We start from the raw sequence: 17680 nt of genomic DNA on the forward strand, positions 1-17680 counted from the left end.
CGATCTGAACTTTGGCCGAAGCCCGCGCCTCGAACCCCCGAAACGGACACAACCATGCGACTGCTCCTCCTCGAAGACGACGTGATGATCGGCGAAGCGGTGCTCGACCTGCTGCGCGCCGAACAGTACGCGGTGGACTGGGTGAAAGACGGCGAGGCCGCCGAAACGGCGCTGCGGACCCAGCAATACGACCTCGTGATGCTCGACCTGGGTGTGCCCAGGCGCGACGGCCTCGAGGTCTTGCGCAACCTGCGCGCGCGCAAGCAGCGCATGCCGGTGCTGATCGCCACCGCGCGCGACTCGGTGCAGCAGCGCATCGAAGGCCTCGATGCCGGCGCCGACGACTATGTGCTCAAGCCCTACGACCTCGACGAGCTCCTCGCCCGCATACGCGCCTTGCTGCGCCGGGCGGCGGGGCGCGCAGAGCCGGTGTACGAGCACATGGGCGTGAGCATCAACCCGGCCACGCGCGAGGTCACGGTGGCCGGCCAGCCGGTGGTGCTGTCGGCGCGCGAATGGGCCGTGCTGGAGCCCCTGCTGGCGCGGCCGGGCATGGTGCTGTCGCGCGCGCAGCTCGAGGAGAAGCTCTACAGCTGGAAGGACGAGATCAGCAGCAACGCGGTCGAGGTCTATGTGCACGGGCTGCGCAAGAAGCTCGGCGCGGAGTTCATCCGCAATGTGAGGGGTGTCGGCTACATGGTGCCGAAGCTATGACTCGCCCCCAGGCTTGGCGCACTTCGTGTCGCTTCGCCAACCCCCTTCCGGGGGCGACGTCTATTGACCAGCGAAGCCGGTTCCGTGACGTCCCGCGAAGGGAGGGGGCATGAGGCGGCTGTTTGGGTCGCTGACCGGTTCGCTGCGCGCGCGCCTGTTGTGGTTCCTTCTTGCAGCCATCGTTCTGGCTGCGGGTGCACAGGCGCTGGTGGCCTATCGCACGGTGCTCGCGGAGGCCGACGACATCTTCGACTATCACATGCAGCAGATGGCGCTGTCCCTGCGCGCGGGCCTGCCGCCGAGCGCCGCGGTGGGAGGGCTGGGCGCCGCCGAACAGAACTTCGACTTCGTCGTGCAGGTGTGGACAGCCGACGGCGTGCGCATCTTCGAATCGGCCGAGCAGGCCGCGCTGCCGCAGTTGGCGGTGCTGGGCTTCGCCGACGTGAACGCGCGCGGCACCACGTATCGCGTGTTCTCGATGCAGACACGCGGGCTGGTGATCCAGGTGGCGCAGGACATGGCGGCGCGCCGCCACATGGCCGGTACGCTGGCGCTGCGCACCATCGCGCCGGTGGCGCTGATGGCGCCGCTTCTGATGCTGGTCGTGTGGTGGGTGGTGAGCAGGTCGCTTGCGCCAGTGGCGCGCGTGCGAAGGCAGGTCGCCTCGCGGCAGGCGGACGATCTCTCCCCGGTGAGCGACGAGAACCTGCCCGACGAGGTGCGCCCGCTGGTGCAGGAGCTGAACCTGCTCTTCGACCGCGTGCGCCATGCCTTCGATGCGCAGAAGCACTTCGTCGCCGACGCTGCGCACGAACTGCGCTCGCCCCTGGCCGCGCTCAAGCTGCAGGTGCAGGGCCTGCAGCGCGCACCCGACGATGCCTCGCGCGAACTCGCCGTGAGCCGGCTGGTGGCGGGCATCGACCGCGCGACGCGGCTGGTCGAGCAGATGCTCGCGCTGGCCCGGCACGAGGCCAGCATCGCGGCCGGCGCCAGGCCCGAGCCGGTCGACCTGGCCGAGGTCGCGCGGCTCGCGGTGTCCGACGCGGTGGCGGCTGCGCAGGCGAGAGGCATCGACATCGGCATCGCGCATGCCGACGAGGCTGCGGTGGTGCTTGGACAGTCGGAGGCCCTGCGAATGCTGCTTCGCAACCTGCTGGAAAACGCCATCAAGTACACGCCGGTCGAGGGCCGGGTCGACATCGGCATCGCTCGCGTGGGCGACGCCGTCGAGCTCACCGTGGACGACAGCGGACCGGGCCTGCCGCCCGAGGAGCGCGAGCGGGTGCTCGACCGGTTCTACCGCTCCGGCGAGTCGCAGGCGCCGGGCAGCGGGCTGGGGCTGGCCATCGTCAAGTCGATCGCCGACCTGCACGGGGCGACGGTGGCGCTCGACCAGTCGTCCAGCCTCGGCGGCCTGCGCGTGCTGGTGCGCTTTCCGGCGCGCGCCTGAGCCTCTTGCGGCGGCGCCGCGCCGTTTAAGCGGCGCTTAAGTCAGACCCGCGACATTCCTTTCATCGTTTTGCGTCCATACGCCTTGAAAGGAACCGACGAATGAACTCACGTCTGACTTCTCCCCGTGCCCTGGCCATCGCCCTGGCAAGCGCCGGCGTGATCGGTGCCGTCGGCGCCGGCGCCTACACCAGCGCCCGCGCCGTAGGTGCGCCGACCACCAACGCCGTCGCGACCGCGCCGGCCGCCATGGTCACGCTGCCCGACTTCTCGACGATCACTTCGCGCGACGGCCCGGCCGTGGTCAACATCAGCGTGACCGGCACCATGAAGGCGTCCGACGACGAGGCGGCCGCCGAAATCCAGGGCGTCGATCCGGACGATCCGATGTTCCAGTTCTTCCGCCGCTTCCAGGGCCAGATGAATCCGCGCGGCCAGCAACAGCAGCGCGAGGTGCCGGTGCGTGCGCAGGGCTCGGGCTTCATCGTCGACCCCAGCGGCGTCATCATCACCAACGCCCACGTCGTGAAGGACGCGAAGGAAGTCACCGTCAAGCTCACCGACCGCCGCGAATATCGCGCGAAGGTGCTGGGCGCCGACGCCAAGACCGACATCGCGGTGCTCAAGATCGACGCGAAGAACCTGCCGGTGCTCGCGCTGGGCAACACGAAGGACCTGAAGGTCGGCGAATGGGTGCTGGCCATCGGCTCGCCCTTCGGCTTCGAGAACACCGTGACGGCCGGCGTGGTGAGCGCCAAGGGCCGCTCGCTGCCCGACGACAGCTACGTGCCCTTCATCCAGACCGACGTGGCTGTGAACCCCGGCAATTCCGGCGGCCCGCTGCTCAACACGCGTGGCGAGGTGGTCGGCATCAACTCGCAGATCTACAGCCGCAGCGGCGGCTACCAGGGCGTGTCGTTCGCGATCCCGATCGACGTGGCGATCCAGGTGAAGGACCAGATCGTCGCCACCGGCAAGGCGCAGCACGCACGCCTCGGCATTGCGGTGCAGGAGGTGAACCAGGCCTTCGCCGATTCGTTCAAGCTCGACAAGCCCGAAGGCGCGCTGGTATCGAACATCGAGAAGGGCGGCCCCGGCGACAAGGCCGGCCTGAAGGCGGGCGACGTGATCCGCAAGGTCGACGGCCAGCCCATCGTGTCCTCGGGCGACCTGCCTGCGGTGATCGGCCAGCAGGCTCCGGGCAAGAAGGTCACGCTGGAAGTGTGGCGCCAGGGCGAACGCCAGGAGCTGCAGGCCAAGCTCGGCGATGCGAGCGACAAGCCCGCCAAGGTCGCGAAGGCGGATGCCGACGTGGGCCAGGGCAAGCTGGGCCTGGCGCTGCGGCCGCTGCAGCCGCAGGAAAAGCGCGAAGCGTCCGTCGACAACGGCCTGCTGATCGAGGACGCGGCCGGCCCCTCCGCCCAGGCCGGGGTGCAGGCGGGCGACGTGCTGCTCGCCATCAACGGTACGCCGGCGCAGAGCGTGGAGCAGGTGCGCGAGGTGGTGGCGAAGGCCAGCAACAAGTCGGTGGCGCTGCTGATCCAGCGCGGCGAAGACAAGATCTTCGTGCCCGTGAGGATTGGCTGACCCCCCGGGCTGCGCGCACTTCGTGTCGCGCCGCCAACCCCTGCGGGGAACACCCGAGGCCCGGCGAGGCCGGTTCCTCGGTGTTCCACGAAGGAACCGAGACTTCAGAACCGCCGCTCGAATGACGTCACCTGCACAGAGCCTCTCGGCGCACATCCTGCCCACGTCGGCCACCATGATCGGCGTGTGCATGACGGTGATGTCCATCGGGCACCTCGGGCCGCGCGACGACATGCGGCTGCTGATCGACCGCCTGCTCGCAGTGGACGCGCTGGTCTTCCTGGCCAGCGCGTTGCTGTCTTTCATTTCGATGCGCTCACGCATTTCCGGCGCGAAGCTGGAGGCGTGGGGCGAGATGGTGTTCATCGCCGGCCTCGGGCTGCTGGCGCTGGGCGCGGTGACGCTGGCGTTCGCCCTGCGCTGACCGGGCAGCGCCTCAGGCCGGCGAGCAGGGCCAGTCGAGCTGCATGCGCGTGCCTCCGGCGGCCGGATCCACCGTCTCGATCTGCAGCCGCGCGCCGATGGACTGGGCGCGCGCCCGCATGTTGGCGATGCCGTGGCCCGTTCGCCCGCCGCTGGCCGGCGCCGAAGGCAGGCCGCGTCCGTTGTCGGTGAGCATGATGCGCACCAGCGAGGGCGTCTCTTCCCCGTGCCAGCTCGCATGCATCACGATGCGCGTGGCACCCGCGTGCTTGAGCACGTTGGTGAAGGCCTCCAGCAGAATGCGCTGCAGCTGCAGGGCCGCCTGCGCGGCGAAGGGCTCCAGCTGCGGAATCACTTCCACGTCCCACACCAGCTCGATGCCGGCGGCATCGAGCCGCGGCTGCAGGCGGTAGCGCAGCGTGGCCAGTACGGTGGCCAGGTCGTCGTGCGTGGGCTGCAGCGAATCGACGGCCATGCGCATCTCGTCGAGCGCGAGCTTGACGTGTTCCTCGATCACCGAGCGGTCGGGCCGGGCCTGCGTCACCACGTTGAGCAGCCCGACCAGCTGCGAGCCCACGCCGTCGTGGATCTCCCGCATGATGCGCTGGCGCTCCAGCAGCACGGCCTGTTCCTGCTGCTGCTGGCGCATGGTGTCGAAGGCGCTGCGCAACTGGTCTTCGCGTTCGGCCACGCGGGCCGCGAGGTTGGCGTTGAGTGCGCGGTAGTCGGCCACGGTGCGGCTGTAGCGCTCGACCACCAGGCCGGCCAGGATCATCACGAAGAAGAACATCGCGTGCGCCGTGAGCGTGTAGTAGGCACCGCCGAAGAGGCCCATGCGCACCAGCAGCAGGTCGTGCGCGCCGGCCAGGATGGCCAGCGTGCCCGCGGCCATCAGCACGCCGGCAATGCGTCGCCGGTCCACCAGCGCACCGTACACCACGTAGGGCAGGCAGATGATGCTGGTGAGCTGCAGGATGACCAGCCCGCCGGTCCACAGCAGCGGCTGCGCGAACGCGAAAGAAGCGCAGGCCAGCGTGACCGACAGCGCCAGCGCGGTATAGATGGAGCGCACCAGCCACGGCGGATTGCGCTCCAGCACCAGCAGCACGAAGCGCGCGATCAGCCCGATGTGGCAGGCGTAGCAGACCGCCACGATGGCGCCCCACAGCGGCCAGGGGATGGCCACGTCGGGCCACACACGATCGAGGTTGCGCGCCACGCCCGAGAGCGCGGCCAGCGCGAAGCAGCCGTAGAGTGCGTCGCGCTGGCGCAGCCAGAGCCCTCCGGCGATGCCGCCCATCAGCAGCAGGCTGACGGCATAGACGATGGCCGATGTGTTGCGCCAGTTCTGCCTGGCCCGGTAGACCGCCGCGAGGGACGTCTCCGGGCCGTAGTGGACGCTGGCCAGCCCCGCGCCGCGCTGGCGCTGGATGGTGGTGCGCACCACCAGCAACTGCGGCTGGCCTTGCTGGTGCAGCACGGTGGGCACCGGCACCAGCAGGTTGCTCTTGGATGCGTCGTAGTTCGGCGCGCCCAGGGTTCCGTAGCTGGCCACGAGCGCGTCGTTGAAGGAGATCGCCACCTGGTTGCCAGCACCCGAGAGCAGCAGGGCCGCGGACTGGCCCACCGGTACCGCGGAGGCGGGCAACTCGATGCGGTAGGTGGCCTTGCCGCCGCGCCCCGGAAACTCGTGGTCCCAGCGGAAGGGCAGCTGTACCCGGCGTTGCAGCGCGGGCTGGCCATCGGGTTCGAGTTCCGCTTCGGCCCAGATCACGTCGAAGGCATCGGGCGCTTCCGCCGCGTCGGCGTGGGGCCCTGCCGACGCCAGCACGAGCCACAGGCACAGGGCGGCGAGCAGCAGGCGGCACAGGCTGCCGCCCGTCACGCTAGGGAAGCCAGCCGAGGTTGCGGGCCTCGAAAACAGCTTCCGATTTGTTGTGCACATCCAGCTTGCCGTAGATATTGCGGATATGGGTTTGGACGGTCGAGGCCGAGACTCCCATCTGCATCCCGACTTCGACATAGGTGAAACCACGAGAGACCAGGTCGAGCACCTCGAACTCGCGCGGTGAAAGTCGTTCTGGCGCGACCGTCGGGGCACCGGCGGCCTTGGCAGCAGCCTGTTCCCTGGATGCACCGCCTGAGTGGGCCTGCCAGCGGCGCAGCAGCTTGCGCGCGATCACCGGCGACATCGGCGAGCCGCCGGCGCGCAGGTGGCGGATGTGGGTGGCGAGATCGGCCTCGGTGCCGTCCTTCAGCAGGTAGCCGCTGGCGCCGGCCTCGAAGGCCTGGACCATGTTGGCCTCGTCGCCGAAGATCGAAAGCACCATCACCGCGCAGGCCGGCTGCATGTTGCGGCACTGGCTGATCACCTGCAGCCCGGGCCGGTCGGGCAGGCCGAGGTCCACCAGCAGCACGTCGACCGGGTTGTCGATCAGCCAGCGCAGGATGTCGCTCGCATTGGAGGCGCTGTAGGCCAGGCTCAGGGAGGGGTCTGCATCGACCACGCGCGAGATGCGCTCGCGCATGCCGGTGTCGTCTTCGACGAGGGCGACCTGTGTTTCCGCGATCATGCGTGGACCGGGCCTGTGGAGGAGAAGCTGCATGCGCTCATGCATGGCGTGGTGACGAGGCGCATGGGAAGAAAAGGCCTGGGTTGCTGATGTCGCAGAGGGTAGGGGGCGGCTGGTTCGCTGCCCATCCTATATACGGGGGAGGCGGCCTACCGCTTTCGGTGGCCTATGGGATGGGCGGGATGCACGGGACGCCGCCTTGCCCAGCCGCCCCGCCACGAGCGAAAGGTGCGCGATCAGCTCCGGCGGTGACTCGACCTCGAAATCGTGCGGCATGCAGCCGAGCCAGACGGCCAGCGCGTCGAGCGAATTGGCCGCGGTGGCGATGCGCGTGGAACCCTCGCCGACGGCATGCGGCGTTCCGCCGACCCAGGCGAGATAGGGCTCCAGCGCCTTGATGGGCGCGTGGACCACGATCTGCGCATGGTGCAGGTAGGGCGACACCTTCAGCGCATGCTCCATGTAGGCAGCCACGTCGCCATGGGGCAGCCGGCGCGGGGTGAAGCGCTCGCCCGTCGGCACGGGCTCGACGATGCGGTCGAGCCGGAAGGTGCGCCAGTCCTCGCGCGCCACGTCCCAGGCCAGCAGATACCAGCGCGTGCCGGTCTGCACCACGCGATGAGGCTGCACGGTGCGCTCGGTCGGGGCGTCGTGGTGGTCGCGGTAGCCGAAGCGCAACTCCAGCCGCTCCGTGCAGGCCTCGGCAAGCAATGACACGGCCTTCAGGCGCACGGGCGACTTGTCCTGCATCACCGGCACCACCGATGCGCGGACGCTGTCGAGCCGGCGGCGCAGGCGCGGCGGCATCAGCTGTTCGAGCTTGGCCAGCGCGCGCATCGAGGCGTTCCCGATGTCTGCCGACGCGCCTGCGGGGTTGCCCAGGCCGAGGGCGACCGCGATGGCTTCCTCGTCTTCCAGCAGCAGCGGCGGCATCGCTGTGCCCGCACCCAGCCGATAGCCGCCGGCCACGCCCGAGGTCGAGTCGACCGTGTAGCCCAGGCTGCGCAGGCGGTCTACGTCGCGGCGCAGCGTGCGCTCGGTGATCTCGAGCCGGGCGGCAAGGTCGGCGCCCGTCCAGGAGCGTTGCGCCTGGAACAGGGAAAGAAGCCGGATCAGGCGTGCGGTGGCAGACAGCATGCGCACATCATGCCTGCAATCGAGGACAGGAACTGTCCGCAATGGGGCGTAGCCTCGGGTCTTCGCTCAACAGCCTCCGCAGCGAGGAAAACAGGAACACAGACCATGAAGAAAACGTACAACGGCAGCTGCCATTGCGGCAAGGTCCGCTTCCAGGCCCTGATCGATCTGGCCGAAGGCACGGGCAAGTGCAACTGCTCGATCTGCACCAAGACCCGCGCATGGGGCGCGATCGTGAAGCCGGACGCCTTCACGCTGCTGTCGGGGCAGGAGGAGCTGTCGCTGTACCAGTTCAACTCGCACAGCACCGAGTGGCTGTTCTGCCGGAACTGCGGCGTGCGCTCGTTCGGGCGCGGCAATGTGCCCCAGATCGGCGGCGCCTACGTGAGCGTGGCGGTGAACTGCCTGGACGACGTGACGCTGGACGAACTGTCGACGGCACCCGTCCGGTACATGGACGGGCGCAACAACAACTGGTTCGAGGCGCCGGCCGAGACGCGCTACCTCTGAGCGAGGTGGGCCGGCCGGCGGGGCATTGCCTCTTACTTGCGGCGGCGTGCCGGGGCCTTCTCCGACGGCACGTAGGTCTGCGACGGTGCCGCGCCGCCATCCACGCCCAGCCGGCCGCCGCCGCCTAGGCCCTGGCCGCGCACCGTCTGCGCCTTGTAGTTGCGCAGCGAGCGGACCATCTGGTTGAAGGCATCCATGAAGGCCGCGGCGATCACCTTGCCCTGCGGCGTGCGGGTGTAGCCGCCGATGCCGCCGGCAGCGGAGAGACCGCCCAAGCCTGCGAAGCCCGCGAAGTCGGTCTTCGACGCGCTGCCTTCGGAGGCCGCGACCTGCACGCCCGAGCGGTTGTCGATCAGCGTCAGCAGCGCGCTGGCTTCGCGGGTCTGGAGGCTTGCGCCCAGGTTGGCGATGGCGCGGCCGCGGCCGCCACCCACCAGCCCGCCGAGCGCGCCGCCGATGCCGCCGGCATCGCTGTTGCTGAACACGATCTCGGGCGACAGGCCATAGTCGGAGGCGACCATCTGGCCGCGGCCGAAATTGCTGCCGCCGCGCATTTCGCCCGACTGCTGCAGTGCGCGTTCGCGCGTCATGGCGTTCATGCCGGCGGCGCTGCGCTCGACCACCACGAAGCAGTTCGATTGCTGCACCAGCAGGCGCAGCAGGTTGGCCGTGGGAGGCAGCTTGTATTCGCCGGTGAGGATGGTGTACCAGCCCGCGTTCACGTTCTCGATCAGCGAGATCGTGCCCAGCGGCGAATCGCAGCGCTCGAGCTGGCTGCTTTCACCGGAGGTCGCGCTGCCGGCTGCGCTGCCGGTGGCCACGGTCTTGGCCGACTGGCTGCCCATTTGCATGTCCATGGTCTGGCAGCCCGAAAGGGCCAGCAGGCCGGCGAGTGCGCTTGCGAGAGAGAGTTTAGAAAAAGCCATGTCCCGATCTGTCAAGTGAAAAGAATGCGGCGCCCGGTGCGGACGTCACTTGTCAAGATCGAAGATGGATCTGCCTTGGCCTGTATGACCTCCCGATTCGACGCGCCGCCGGCGACCGCGCGACGATACGACCCGTGAATCCGGCACGCCAGTGCCGAAAGTCATGTGCATGCACGCGGTGCGGCCGAGTGGTTTCCACCGCGCGGGTGGTGCATCGGCCGGAGCCCGAAGTGGGGAGGTACGGGCTGCGGCAGCCCATGTCCTCGATCGCCCTGGGCCGCGGCGTCGGCCGGCGCACTGCACCGGGGGACGGGCGGGTAGGGCGCGGCGATTCTATTACTTTGGATACTTCCTGGAACACGCTGCAACCAGGCACGAGTCCGTACCCGCAGCCTGCGAGCGACCGGACAGCGAACGCGCTGTCTCGAAAGTTACAGTCGCTCCTTTACTCCCAGGAGTTTCAGATGGCGACCAAGAAGAACATCGTTGGAGAAGCGGCTGCGGAACTGACCCGCCAGCAGGTACAGCAGGCGCTGGCCATCGCGGGCGCTTCGAACTTCAACAGTCCCGCCGATCCTGCTTTCGTCGGCGCCGTCCTGGTCGCTTTGGCGATCAACACGAGCTCCGTGAGTGCGACCATCGACAGCGCCAAGGACCGCACCAGCGCAGTCATCAAGCACTGAGCGAAAGCCCCGCTTCAGCGCGTGAAGTCCCCGCTGGCTTCCGGCTGGAAGAGCACCGCCGACACGCGCGCGGAGCGCTCCACCCCGTTGGGCATGCGCCAGCAGGCGAGCGTGCCGGCCTTCACGCCCAGCAGGCCGATGCCGACCGGCGACAGCACCGAAACGAAGCCTGCACCGGGCTGCGAGTCGCCCGGATAGCACAGCGTGATCTGCTGGCGTTGGCCCGTGGCCGGGTCTTCGATCTCGACCTGCGAATTCATCGTCACAAGATCGGCCGGGACTTCGCGCGAGGGCAGCACGTCCGCCGCGTCAAGCAGTTCGGCGAGCGCTGGTGGAAGTTGTTGATCGGCGAGTTTGCCCAGCCGGACGAAGTCGAGTTCGGTGAGCGTGCGCTCTCCGTGAATGGTTGCAAGCATGAAGCACTCCAATCGAGTGCGGCGCCGTCAATGAGGAATGAAATGAACGGCGTCGCGGCCGCGCGGCGGGTGCCCGGCGGTCAATGGTTTGCGCATCAGAAGGAAGGGTAGCGGACCGCCGGGCTCAGGAAAGTGCGCAGGTGCGTCGGTAGACGGCCATGGTCGCCGTGGTCGCGACATCGCCGACGCGCGCTGCATCGAGTGCAGCGTGCTTGCGGGAGTCGAACGAAAGACGGGCCATTCGCGCGAGTGTAGGGATGCCTCCCGGGCCCATCAAGCAATGGCCCCGCGTTCGTTGCCGGTAAGCGCGCTGCGAGCCGCGCCTCACAATCCACGCATGCGGACCTTTCTTCTCTACGTCGCGACGGCGCTCGCGGAAATCGTCGGCTGCTATCTGCCTTATCTCTGGCTCAAGCAGGACCGCTCCGTATGGCTGCTGGTGCCCGCTGCGATCAGCCTCGCCCTGTTCGCATGGCTGCTCACGCTGCACGCGACGGCCGCCGGGCGTGTCTATGCCGCGTATGGGGGCGTATACATCGGCGTGGCGATCGCCTGGCTCTGGGCGGTGGATGGCGTGAGGCCGACGACGTGGGACGTGGCCGGCGTGGCGGTGTGCCTCGCGGGCATGGGGCTCATCGCTTTCCAGCCGCGCTAGCTGTGCTGTTTCAAGCCGCAATCGCGCGGCGGATCGGGATCAGCAGGTCGGTGCGCAGTTCGGACGGCGAAACCTGCCGCGGCGAATTCAGGTAGTGCTCCAGCGTGGGCCTGTCGTCGGGCTCGTAGCCGCTGGAGGGCAGCCAGCGGATGTAGAGGGCGCGCACGGCGGCGTTGATCTGCGAGTACGGCCCGGCCAGGCGATGCGCCGCGTAGCAGCCGCCGGGAATGTCGAGCATCTCCACGTCGGCGGCGTCGGGCCAGGGATCGGGGGAATCCACTGCGGCGTAGTAGCTGTAGCCGATGCCGCTCTCGGGATCGCCGAAGGAAGCGCCCCAGCGGTCCGAAATGCGTGCGGAGCCTGCATGCAGGCGCAGCCGCCGATGCGTATGGGGAATGGTGGAGAACGGCCCCTGGTGCCGCAGTGCATGAAGTCGTCTCGTGTGGTGCTCGACGATCCGCACGGCCGGCGCGGCGATGCCTTCATCCGGCTGCGGCAATGCATCGACATCGAGGATCGCCCGCACCACCTTCTGCTGGAACGAACGCGGCGACTGTCCCGTGAACTGCCCGAAGGCCCGCGTGAAGGCCTGTGGGCTCTCGTAGCCCACTGCCAGCGCGACCTGGGTGATGCTCTGGTCGCCGGCTTCCAGCAGCCGTGTCGCGAGCGCGAGCCGCACGCGCCGCACGGTGGCGGCAACCGTTTCGCCGGCCACGCTCGCGTAGACGCGATGGAAGTGGAAGGGCGAGAAATGCGCGAGCCGCGCGAGATCTTCGAGCCGGTGCTCGGCCATTGGATCGGCCACGATGGCTGCGACGGCGCGCGCGACGCGGGCGCGGTAGTCCTGCTCGATGCGGCGGCTGCTTTCCATGCGCGCGAGTGTGCGCCCTGCGCGTGAAGGGCGCTTGGCCGGCTTTGCGCAGATCGCAGTGAAGCAGGCTGGCCCAAAGAAAAAGCCCGCTGTCCGGAAAGACAGCGGGCTCTTCAGAGGCCTTGCGGCTTGATGGTGGCTCCTCGACCTGGGCTCGAACCAGGGACCTACGGATTAACAGTCCGGCGCTCTGCCGACTGAGCTATCGAGGAACAAGCCTTAAATTATATGCAATGGATTTGCCGATCTTGGCTCTTCGACTGCATTTTTTGCATCGATGCGACGATTGCCTGCGACAAACACCGCGCACCACTTCAAATGAAATGCCCCGCTACCTTGTGAGTAGCGGGGCATCCAGAGGCCTTGCGGCTTGATGGTGGCTCCTCGACCTGGGCTCGAACCAGGGACCTACGGATTAACAGTCCGGCGCTCTACCGACTGAGCTATCGAGGAACAAGCCTTAGATTATAGCGTCATTTTTCACGACTTTTAGGCCGCGCGCTCAAAGCGCAATGCTCAGCCCCAGGCGCAGCGTGCGCGGCGCGCCTGGGAACAGGTAGACATGCCCGAACTGGTAGGGCGATTCCTTCCAGTAGCGGCGATCGAACAGGTTGTCGACCGACAGCGTCCAGCTCGCGTTCGCGCCGCGCAGCTTGGTGTCGTAGCGCAACACGGCATCGACGCGCGTCCACGAGGGCAGGGTGACCGAGCCGTCGGGCAGCACGTTGCGGCGGCCTTCGTACGAAAGCTGTCCGGCCACTTCGAGGCCCGGCACCGACGCGAAGCGATACGCGGTCTGCGCGCGCAGCACCTGCTTGGGCACGTTGGTGGGTGACTGCCCGTTGAGCGCCGGATCGGCAGTGCTCCCGCGCCGCTTGGCGTCGATCAACGTCACGCTGCCGCCGACGCGCCACGGCCCCTGGTTCCACTGCGCGCCGGCTTCGAGGCCGCGATGCACCGCCTTGCCGTCGTTGCGCACTTCGCACAGGCCTGTGCACAGGTCGATGTCGGTCAGCGGCCGCGAGATGTCGAACCAGGCGAGCTGCCAATTGAAGGCATCGTTGCCGCCCTTGAGGCCCAGCTCCCACTGCCGTGAGCGCAGCGCCGGCAAGGCCTGCCCCGCGTTGCTGTATTGCGAGATCCTGTTCGGCACCACCTGCGATTCGACACCGCGCCCCCAGCTCGCGTAGGCCAGGAGCCCCGGCTGGATGAGGTAACTCGCCGCGATCCACGGCGTGGTCACGTCCTGCTTGTAGCCGGTCGGGTTCGATCCGTCGTTGCCGATGCTGCTGCGGTCGAGCCGCGTGTGGCGCGCACCGAGCCAGGTGGTGAAGCGGTCGTTCCAGCGGATCGCGTCCTGCACCGAGAACTCGGTCGATCGTTCGTCGCGATTGGTCTGCGGCGTGGTGGCATCCGGCGCCGGCGGCACGATGGCCGTGCCCCAGATGTTGCCGGTGCCCGCGTAGTTGTAGGCCTGGTTGTCGAAGCGGTTGCGCACGCGGCTTTGCAGCAGGCCGAAGCCGAGTTCGTGCCGCACGCTGCCCGTCGTCACGTTGCCCTTGAGGTTGATGCTGCCGGCCGTCAGCGTGCGGCGCTCGTTGTCGCTGCGGAAATCGTAGAAGTCGAAGGTGCCGTCGGAGCAGTAGCGGTCGTAGTTGCCTTCGGCGCCGCAGCCGAAGGCGTAGGCGAGTCGGTCGTCGCTCTTCAGGCGCTGCTGGCCGATCTGCGCGCTCCAGCGCCAGTCGGCATTCAGCGCCTGGCTGAAGCGCACCGTGCCCGTCAGCGCCTTGAACACCGAGGGCTGCGACCACGGCTGGTTGTTGAGGTTGATGCGCGGATCCACCGGCGCGGGCAGCACGCTGCCCAGCAGGCTGTAGCCGTTCTGGCTGGGCTGCGTCTTGCGGCTTTGCTCGATCTCGAATTCCAGCACCGAGTCGCGCGTGATGCGCCAGTCGGCCGCGAGCGAGAACAGGTTGCGGTTGCCGTCGAGGTTGTGCGTCAGCGGCTTGAGGTTCTCGCTCGCCACGTTGATGCGGTAGCCGAACTGCCGGTTTTCGCCGAAGCGCCCGCCGAGGTCGATGGCGCCAAGCAGGCTGCCACGGCTCGTGGTCTCGATGCGCACCGTGCGCAGGTCCTGGTCGGTGGGGCGCTTCACGACGTAGTTGACCAGTCCGCCCGGCGCGCTGGTGCCCGCCTGTATGCCGCTGGTGCCGCGCAGGATCTCGATGCGCTCCTTGTTGTCGAGCGGGATCGATGTCTCGGCGCTGATCGGCAGGCCCTCGCGCCGATAGTTGAAGCGGTTGTCGAGCACGAAGCCACGCACCGTGAGGTAGTCCCAGTAGCCCGCGGAGTTGTAGGCGTCGGTGACCGAGGCGTCGAACTGCGTGAGATCTGCGAGCCGGCGCGCGCCGCTGGCCTGCAGCTGCTGGCTGTCGATCACCGTGGCCGAGATCGGCAGTTCGCGCAGCGGCACGTCGCCGAAGCCGCTCACGTCGGCTTGCGGCGCCGCCGTGCCTTCGCTGACGGTGATCTCGGGCAGCGCCGATTGCTGCTGCGCATGCGCTGAACATGCCGCCGCGAAGAGCAGGGCTGCCAGCGCACGAGAAACGGGAGAAAGCCGATGCCGGCCGGAAGAATCGAAGGGAAGCACGGTCTTTTTCATTCTGTTCATTCGCCTGCGGCGGCATCGATGGCCGCGATCCACTGCGCGGCCGTGGCTTCCGGGTCGTCGGCCGCGACAAGCGCGCGCACCACGGCGACGGAGCCCACGCCGGTGGCCAGCACCTCCGGCAGCCGCACCGCATCGATGCCGCCGATGCCGACCTGCGGATAGCCGCGCAGCAGTCGCGCATAGGCGTCCAGCCGCGCCACGCCCTGCGGAGCAGTCGCCATCTTCTTGAGCGTGGTCGGGTAAACCGCGCCCATCGCGATGTAGCTCGGACTCACCTTGTCGGCGCGCACCATCTCCGCATAGCCGTGCGTGCTGACGCCCAGCCGCAGGCCCGATGCGCGCAGCCGGCCGAGGTCTTCGTCCGAGAGCGCGTCGAGATCCTCCTGGCCCAGGTGGATGCCATAGGCGCCTGCTGCGATGGCCACCCGCCAGTGGTCGTTGATGAAGAGCAGGGCGCCCGTGCCTTGCACCGCCTCGACGGCCGCCTGCACCTCGCGTTCGATGGCGTCGCCGTCGTCCGACTTGAAGCGCAGCTGCACGGTGGGCACGCCCGCGCGCGCCATGCGGCCGACCCATCGGGCATCGGGCAGCACGGCATAGAGGCCGAGCCGCGAGGGGCACGGCGGAAACGCGTCGTCGCGAGCGGTGGGCGGAAAGGGGCGCATGCCGAAGTCTTCCGGCGCATCGGGCCACAGCGCCGCGTCGAAGCTGCTCAGGCGCTGCGTCTGCGCGCGCCAGGCGTGGGCCAGGCATTCGGCGTCGATCTCGATGAAGCCGAGCGCGGAGCACGCGCGCTTGGCGCCGCGGTAGACAGGATCGTCTGAAGAAAAGTTGGGCGCGCTCACCGGCGCCGACGTGATCGCGCCGAAGCGCAACCCGTGCGCCGCGACGATGGCCTGCGCGATGGCGCCGGAGTCGAATGGGGTGCTCATGATTCGTGATGCCAGAAAGGCGTGCCGAGCACGGGCGTGCTGGGTTGCGCCGCCTCCTGAGCGGCCATGGCGCCGGCGCGATGTGCGCTGCGGCCGGCCTGCACCGCGTCGGCGAAGGCGCCGGCCATTGCGACCGGGTCCTGCGCCAGCGCGACGGCGGTGTTCAGCAGCACGCCGTCGTATCCCCACTCCATCACCTGGCAGGCGTGCGAAGGCAGGCCCAGGCCCGCGTCCACCAGCATCGGCACCTTCAGGCGGTCGCGCAGCACCTGCAGCGCGTAGGGGTTGACCGGCCCGCGGCCGGTGCCGATGGGCGCGGCCCACGGCATCACCGCCTGGCAGCCGACGTCGACCAGCCGCTGGCACAGCACCAGGTCCTCGGTGCAGTAGGGCAGCACCTTGAAGCCCTCGCGAATCAGCTGCGAGGCCGCGTCGACCAGGTTCAGCGTGTCGGGCTGCAGCGTGTAGTCGTCGCCGATCAGCTCCAGCTTGATCCACGGCGTGTCGAACAGCTCGCGCGCCATCTGCGCGGTGGCGATCACCTCCTGCACGCTGTGGCAGCCGGCGGTGTTGGGCAGCACCGGCACCGCGAGCTTGCGCAGCAGCTCCCAGAAGCCGTTGCCCAGTTCGCTGTTGCCCGAGCCCTGGCTGGCGGTCTGCCGCCGCAGCGAGGCGGTCAGCATCGCGGGCTTCGCGCGCTTCACGGCAGCCTCGAGCAGATCGGGCGAGGGGTAGCGTGCGGTGCCCAGCAGCAGGCGGCTGTGGAAGGTCTCTCCGTAGAGCACCAGGGGATCGTTCGTGGTCGTCATTTGCGTTGTCTCCATCAAATCAGCCGCCCGTCACGGGGCGGATCACCTCGACGCGGTCTTCGGGGTTCAGCGCGCGTGTGGCGTAGGCCGAACGGGGCACGAATTCGCGGTTCACGGCCACGGCGAAGGGCGGCGTGGCCTCCAGCGCGGCCAGCGCGTCGGCCAGCTTCGCTTCCTCGGGCAGCGTGAAGGGCTTGTCGTTGATCAGGATGTTCATCGTCATGTGTCCTGGGTCTGCATGCCGAAGCTCTTGGCCAGTGGCGAGTGGCCCTGCGTCAGCACCTCCAATGCGGCATCGAGCATCGCGGGCGCGATCATGAAACCGTGGCGGTACAGGCCGTTGATCTGCAGCACGCGCGGCTGCGGCAGGCGCAGGGCAGGGAGGTTGTCGGGCAGTGTCGGCCGGCATTGCGTCGCGATCTCTACGATGCGCGCCTCGGCGAAGCCGCTGTGCACCGCATACGCGGCGCTGAGCAGTTCGAGCGTGGAGCGCACGCTGGCGGGCGACATGTCGTCCGACTCGATCTCCGTCGCGCCGATCACGAACAGCTTGCCCGGCTTGGGCGCGATGTAGAGCGGGTAGCGCGGATGCACGAGGCGTGTGGGCCGCTGCAGGCTCACTTCGGGGGCATGCACGCGGATCACCTCGCCGCGCACGCCGCGCAGGGCATTCCACTGCGGACGGGCACCGAGGCCGCGGCAGTCGATCACCCAGTCGGGCTGGCCGGCGGCACCGGTGAAGTCCGAGGGCGCACGCGGAGATTGCCAATGCAGCGTGACGCGAGGGCTGGCCTCCAGCGTGGCGAGCAGCGAAGCGAGCAGCGCGCGGTTGTCGAGCTGCCCTTCGCCCGGAAGGAACAGGCCCTGCGCGAAGCGCTGGCCCAGCGAAGGCTCCAGCGTGGCGATCGCGCGGGCATCGACGGATTTCATCGGCGCCAGCTCGGGTACCTGCGCGCCGGTGTTCGCGAGCACGCGCGCGAGACGGGTGGCCTCCGCGGCATCCTGCCGGTGCCAGAGCACCAGCGTGCCTTCGCGCTGGAAGAACACGGGCTGCACGAGCGGCGCGAGCAACTCCGGCCAGCGCGACAGCGCGTGCTGCCCCATGCGCACCACCGAGACCGGCGCGACCGCCGACTCCGCCAGCGGCGCGAGCATCGCAGCGGCCACGCGCGCGGCCGCGCCTTCGGCGTCGGCGCTGCCAGCCTCGAACACGTCGACCTTGCAGCCGGACCGCGCGAGCGTCACCGCCATCAGCCGGCCCATGAGGCCTGCACCGAGGATGGCGACGGAGTCGAAAGGAAGACTCATGCCGGGGCTCCTTCGC

18 protein-coding genes and 2 tRNA genes are annotated in these 17680 nt (G+C 68.7%); 7 read left to right on the plus strand and 13 right to left on the minus strand.

Going from position 1 to position 17680, the window contains the following annotated elements:
• The first annotated feature begins 54 nt into the window (after positions 1-54).
• The 4 genes from FHY06_RS01800 (at position 55) to FHY06_RS01815 (ending at position 4174) form a co-directional block, all read left to right on the plus strand.
• On the plus strand, positions 55-714 hold the full coding sequence (locus FHY06_RS01800) for a response regulator (protein ID WP_019652968.1): 660 nt from the start codon (positions 55-57) through the stop codon (positions 712-714).
• Positions 715-823: 109 nt separating this feature from the next.
• Complete coding sequence (locus FHY06_RS01805) at positions 824-2164, plus strand: ATP-binding protein (protein WP_184603047.1); 1341 nt, start codon at positions 824-826, stop codon at positions 2162-2164.
• A 101-nt stretch (positions 2165-2265) separates the two neighbouring features.
• Positions 2266-3750, plus strand: coding sequence for a DegQ family serine endoprotease (locus FHY06_RS01810; RefSeq protein ID WP_132799870.1), 1485 nt, complete (start codon positions 2266-2268; stop codon positions 3748-3750).
• 121 nt (positions 3751-3871) lie between these two features.
• Positions 3872-4174, plus strand: coding sequence for a hypothetical protein (locus tag FHY06_RS01815; RefSeq protein ID WP_019652965.1), 303 nt, complete (start codon positions 3872-3874; stop codon positions 4172-4174).
• 12 nt (positions 4175-4186) lie between these two features.
• Here FHY06_RS01815 and FHY06_RS01820 read toward each other — a convergent pair whose 3' ends face one another.
• From FHY06_RS01820 to FHY06_RS01830, 3 genes are all read right to left on the minus strand, one after another.
• Positions 4187-6058, minus strand: coding sequence for a sensor histidine kinase (locus FHY06_RS01820; RefSeq protein ID WP_311733661.1), 1872 nt, complete (start codon positions 6056-6058; stop codon positions 4187-4189).
• Between the two features lies 1 nt (position 6059).
• Positions 6060-6746 carry a response regulator transcription factor gene (locus FHY06_RS01825; RefSeq protein ID WP_019652963.1) on the minus strand — a complete coding sequence of 229 codons (687 nt, stop codon included), beginning with the start codon at positions 6744-6746 and terminating at the stop codon, positions 6060-6062.
• Positions 6747-6875: 129 nt separating this feature from the next.
• Positions 6876-7883, minus strand: coding sequence for a helix-turn-helix transcriptional regulator (locus tag FHY06_RS01830; protein WP_184603052.1), 1008 nt, complete (start codon positions 7881-7883; stop codon positions 6876-6878).
• A 105-nt stretch (positions 7884-7988) separates the two neighbouring features.
• Here FHY06_RS01830 and FHY06_RS01835 point away from each other — a divergent pair, with 105 nt between their 5' ends.
• Positions 7989-8393, plus strand: a complete 405-nt coding sequence (locus tag FHY06_RS01835) for a GFA family protein (protein ID WP_184603053.1) — start codon at positions 7989-7991, stop codon at positions 8391-8393.
• Positions 8394-8425: 32 nt separating this feature from the next.
• Here the strand turns inward: FHY06_RS01835 and FHY06_RS01840 are convergent, their stop codons facing one another.
• Positions 8426-9319, minus strand: coding sequence for a CsgG/HfaB family protein (locus FHY06_RS01840; RefSeq protein WP_019652960.1), 894 nt, complete (start codon positions 9317-9319; stop codon positions 8426-8428).
• Between the two features lie 464 nt (positions 9320-9783).
• Between FHY06_RS01840 and FHY06_RS01845 the strand changes: the two genes are divergently transcribed.
• Positions 9784-10002, plus strand: coding sequence for a hypothetical protein (locus FHY06_RS01845; protein ID WP_019652959.1), 219 nt, complete (start codon positions 9784-9786; stop codon positions 10000-10002).
• Between the two features lie 14 nt (positions 10003-10016).
• Here FHY06_RS01845 and FHY06_RS01850 read toward each other — a convergent pair whose 3' ends face one another.
• Complete coding sequence (locus FHY06_RS01850; protein WP_132750844.1) at positions 10017-10418, minus strand: GreA/GreB family elongation factor; 402 nt, start codon at positions 10416-10418, stop codon at positions 10017-10019.
• A 337-nt stretch (positions 10419-10755) separates the two neighbouring features.
• On the opposite strand from FHY06_RS01850, the gene FHY06_RS01855 reads away from it, so the two are divergent.
• Positions 10756-11073, plus strand: a complete 318-nt coding sequence (locus FHY06_RS01855; RefSeq protein WP_184603056.1) for a YnfA family protein — start codon at positions 10756-10758, stop codon at positions 11071-11073.
• Between the two features lie 10 nt (positions 11074-11083).
• Here the strand turns inward: FHY06_RS01855 and FHY06_RS01860 are convergent, their stop codons facing one another.
• From FHY06_RS01860 to FHY06_RS01895, 8 genes are all read right to left on the minus strand, one after another.
• Positions 11084-11944, minus strand: a complete 861-nt coding sequence (locus FHY06_RS01860) for an AraC family transcriptional regulator (RefSeq protein ID WP_184603058.1) — start codon at positions 11942-11944, stop codon at positions 11084-11086.
• Positions 11945-12080: 136 nt separating this feature from the next.
• Positions 12081-12156 (minus strand) — tRNA-Asn (locus FHY06_RS01865).
• 165 nt (positions 12157-12321) lie between these two features.
• Positions 12322-12397, minus strand: a tRNA-Asn gene (locus tag FHY06_RS01870).
• 49 nt (positions 12398-12446) lie between these two features.
• On the minus strand, positions 12447-14606 hold the full coding sequence (locus FHY06_RS01875) for a TonB-dependent siderophore receptor (RefSeq protein WP_184603061.1): 2160 nt from the start codon (positions 14604-14606) through the stop codon (positions 12447-12449).
• Between the two features lie 5 nt (positions 14607-14611).
• Positions 14612-15547 (minus strand): thiamine phosphate synthase, encoded by a 936-nt coding sequence (locus FHY06_RS01880; protein WP_184603063.1) that lies wholly within the window; start codon positions 15545-15547, stop codon positions 14612-14614.
• Positions 15544-16356 carry a thiazole synthase gene (locus FHY06_RS01885; protein WP_019652953.1) on the minus strand — a complete coding sequence of 271 codons (813 nt, stop codon included), beginning with the start codon at positions 16354-16356 and terminating at the stop codon, positions 15544-15546. Before FHY06_RS01885 ends, FHY06_RS01880 begins: the two co-directional genes overlap by 4 nt.
• 19 nt (positions 16357-16375) lie before the next feature.
• The gene (gene thiS, locus FHY06_RS01890) at positions 16376-16579 is read right to left on the minus strand and encodes a sulfur carrier protein ThiS (RefSeq protein WP_132799888.1); all 204 of its coding nucleotides are present in this window, start codon (positions 16577-16579) and stop codon (positions 16376-16378) included.
• Positions 16576-17664, minus strand: a complete 1089-nt coding sequence (locus FHY06_RS01895; protein ID WP_184603065.1) for an FAD-dependent oxidoreductase — start codon at positions 17662-17664, stop codon at positions 16576-16578. Before FHY06_RS01895 ends, thiS begins: the two co-directional genes overlap by 4 nt.
• Between the last annotated feature and the right edge of the window lie 16 nt (positions 17665-17680).

This window comes from Variovorax atrisoli (assembly GCF_014195185.1).
GTDB classification, from domain to species: domain Bacteria; phylum Pseudomonadota; class Gammaproteobacteria; order Burkholderiales; family Burkholderiaceae_C; genus Variovorax; species Variovorax atrisoli.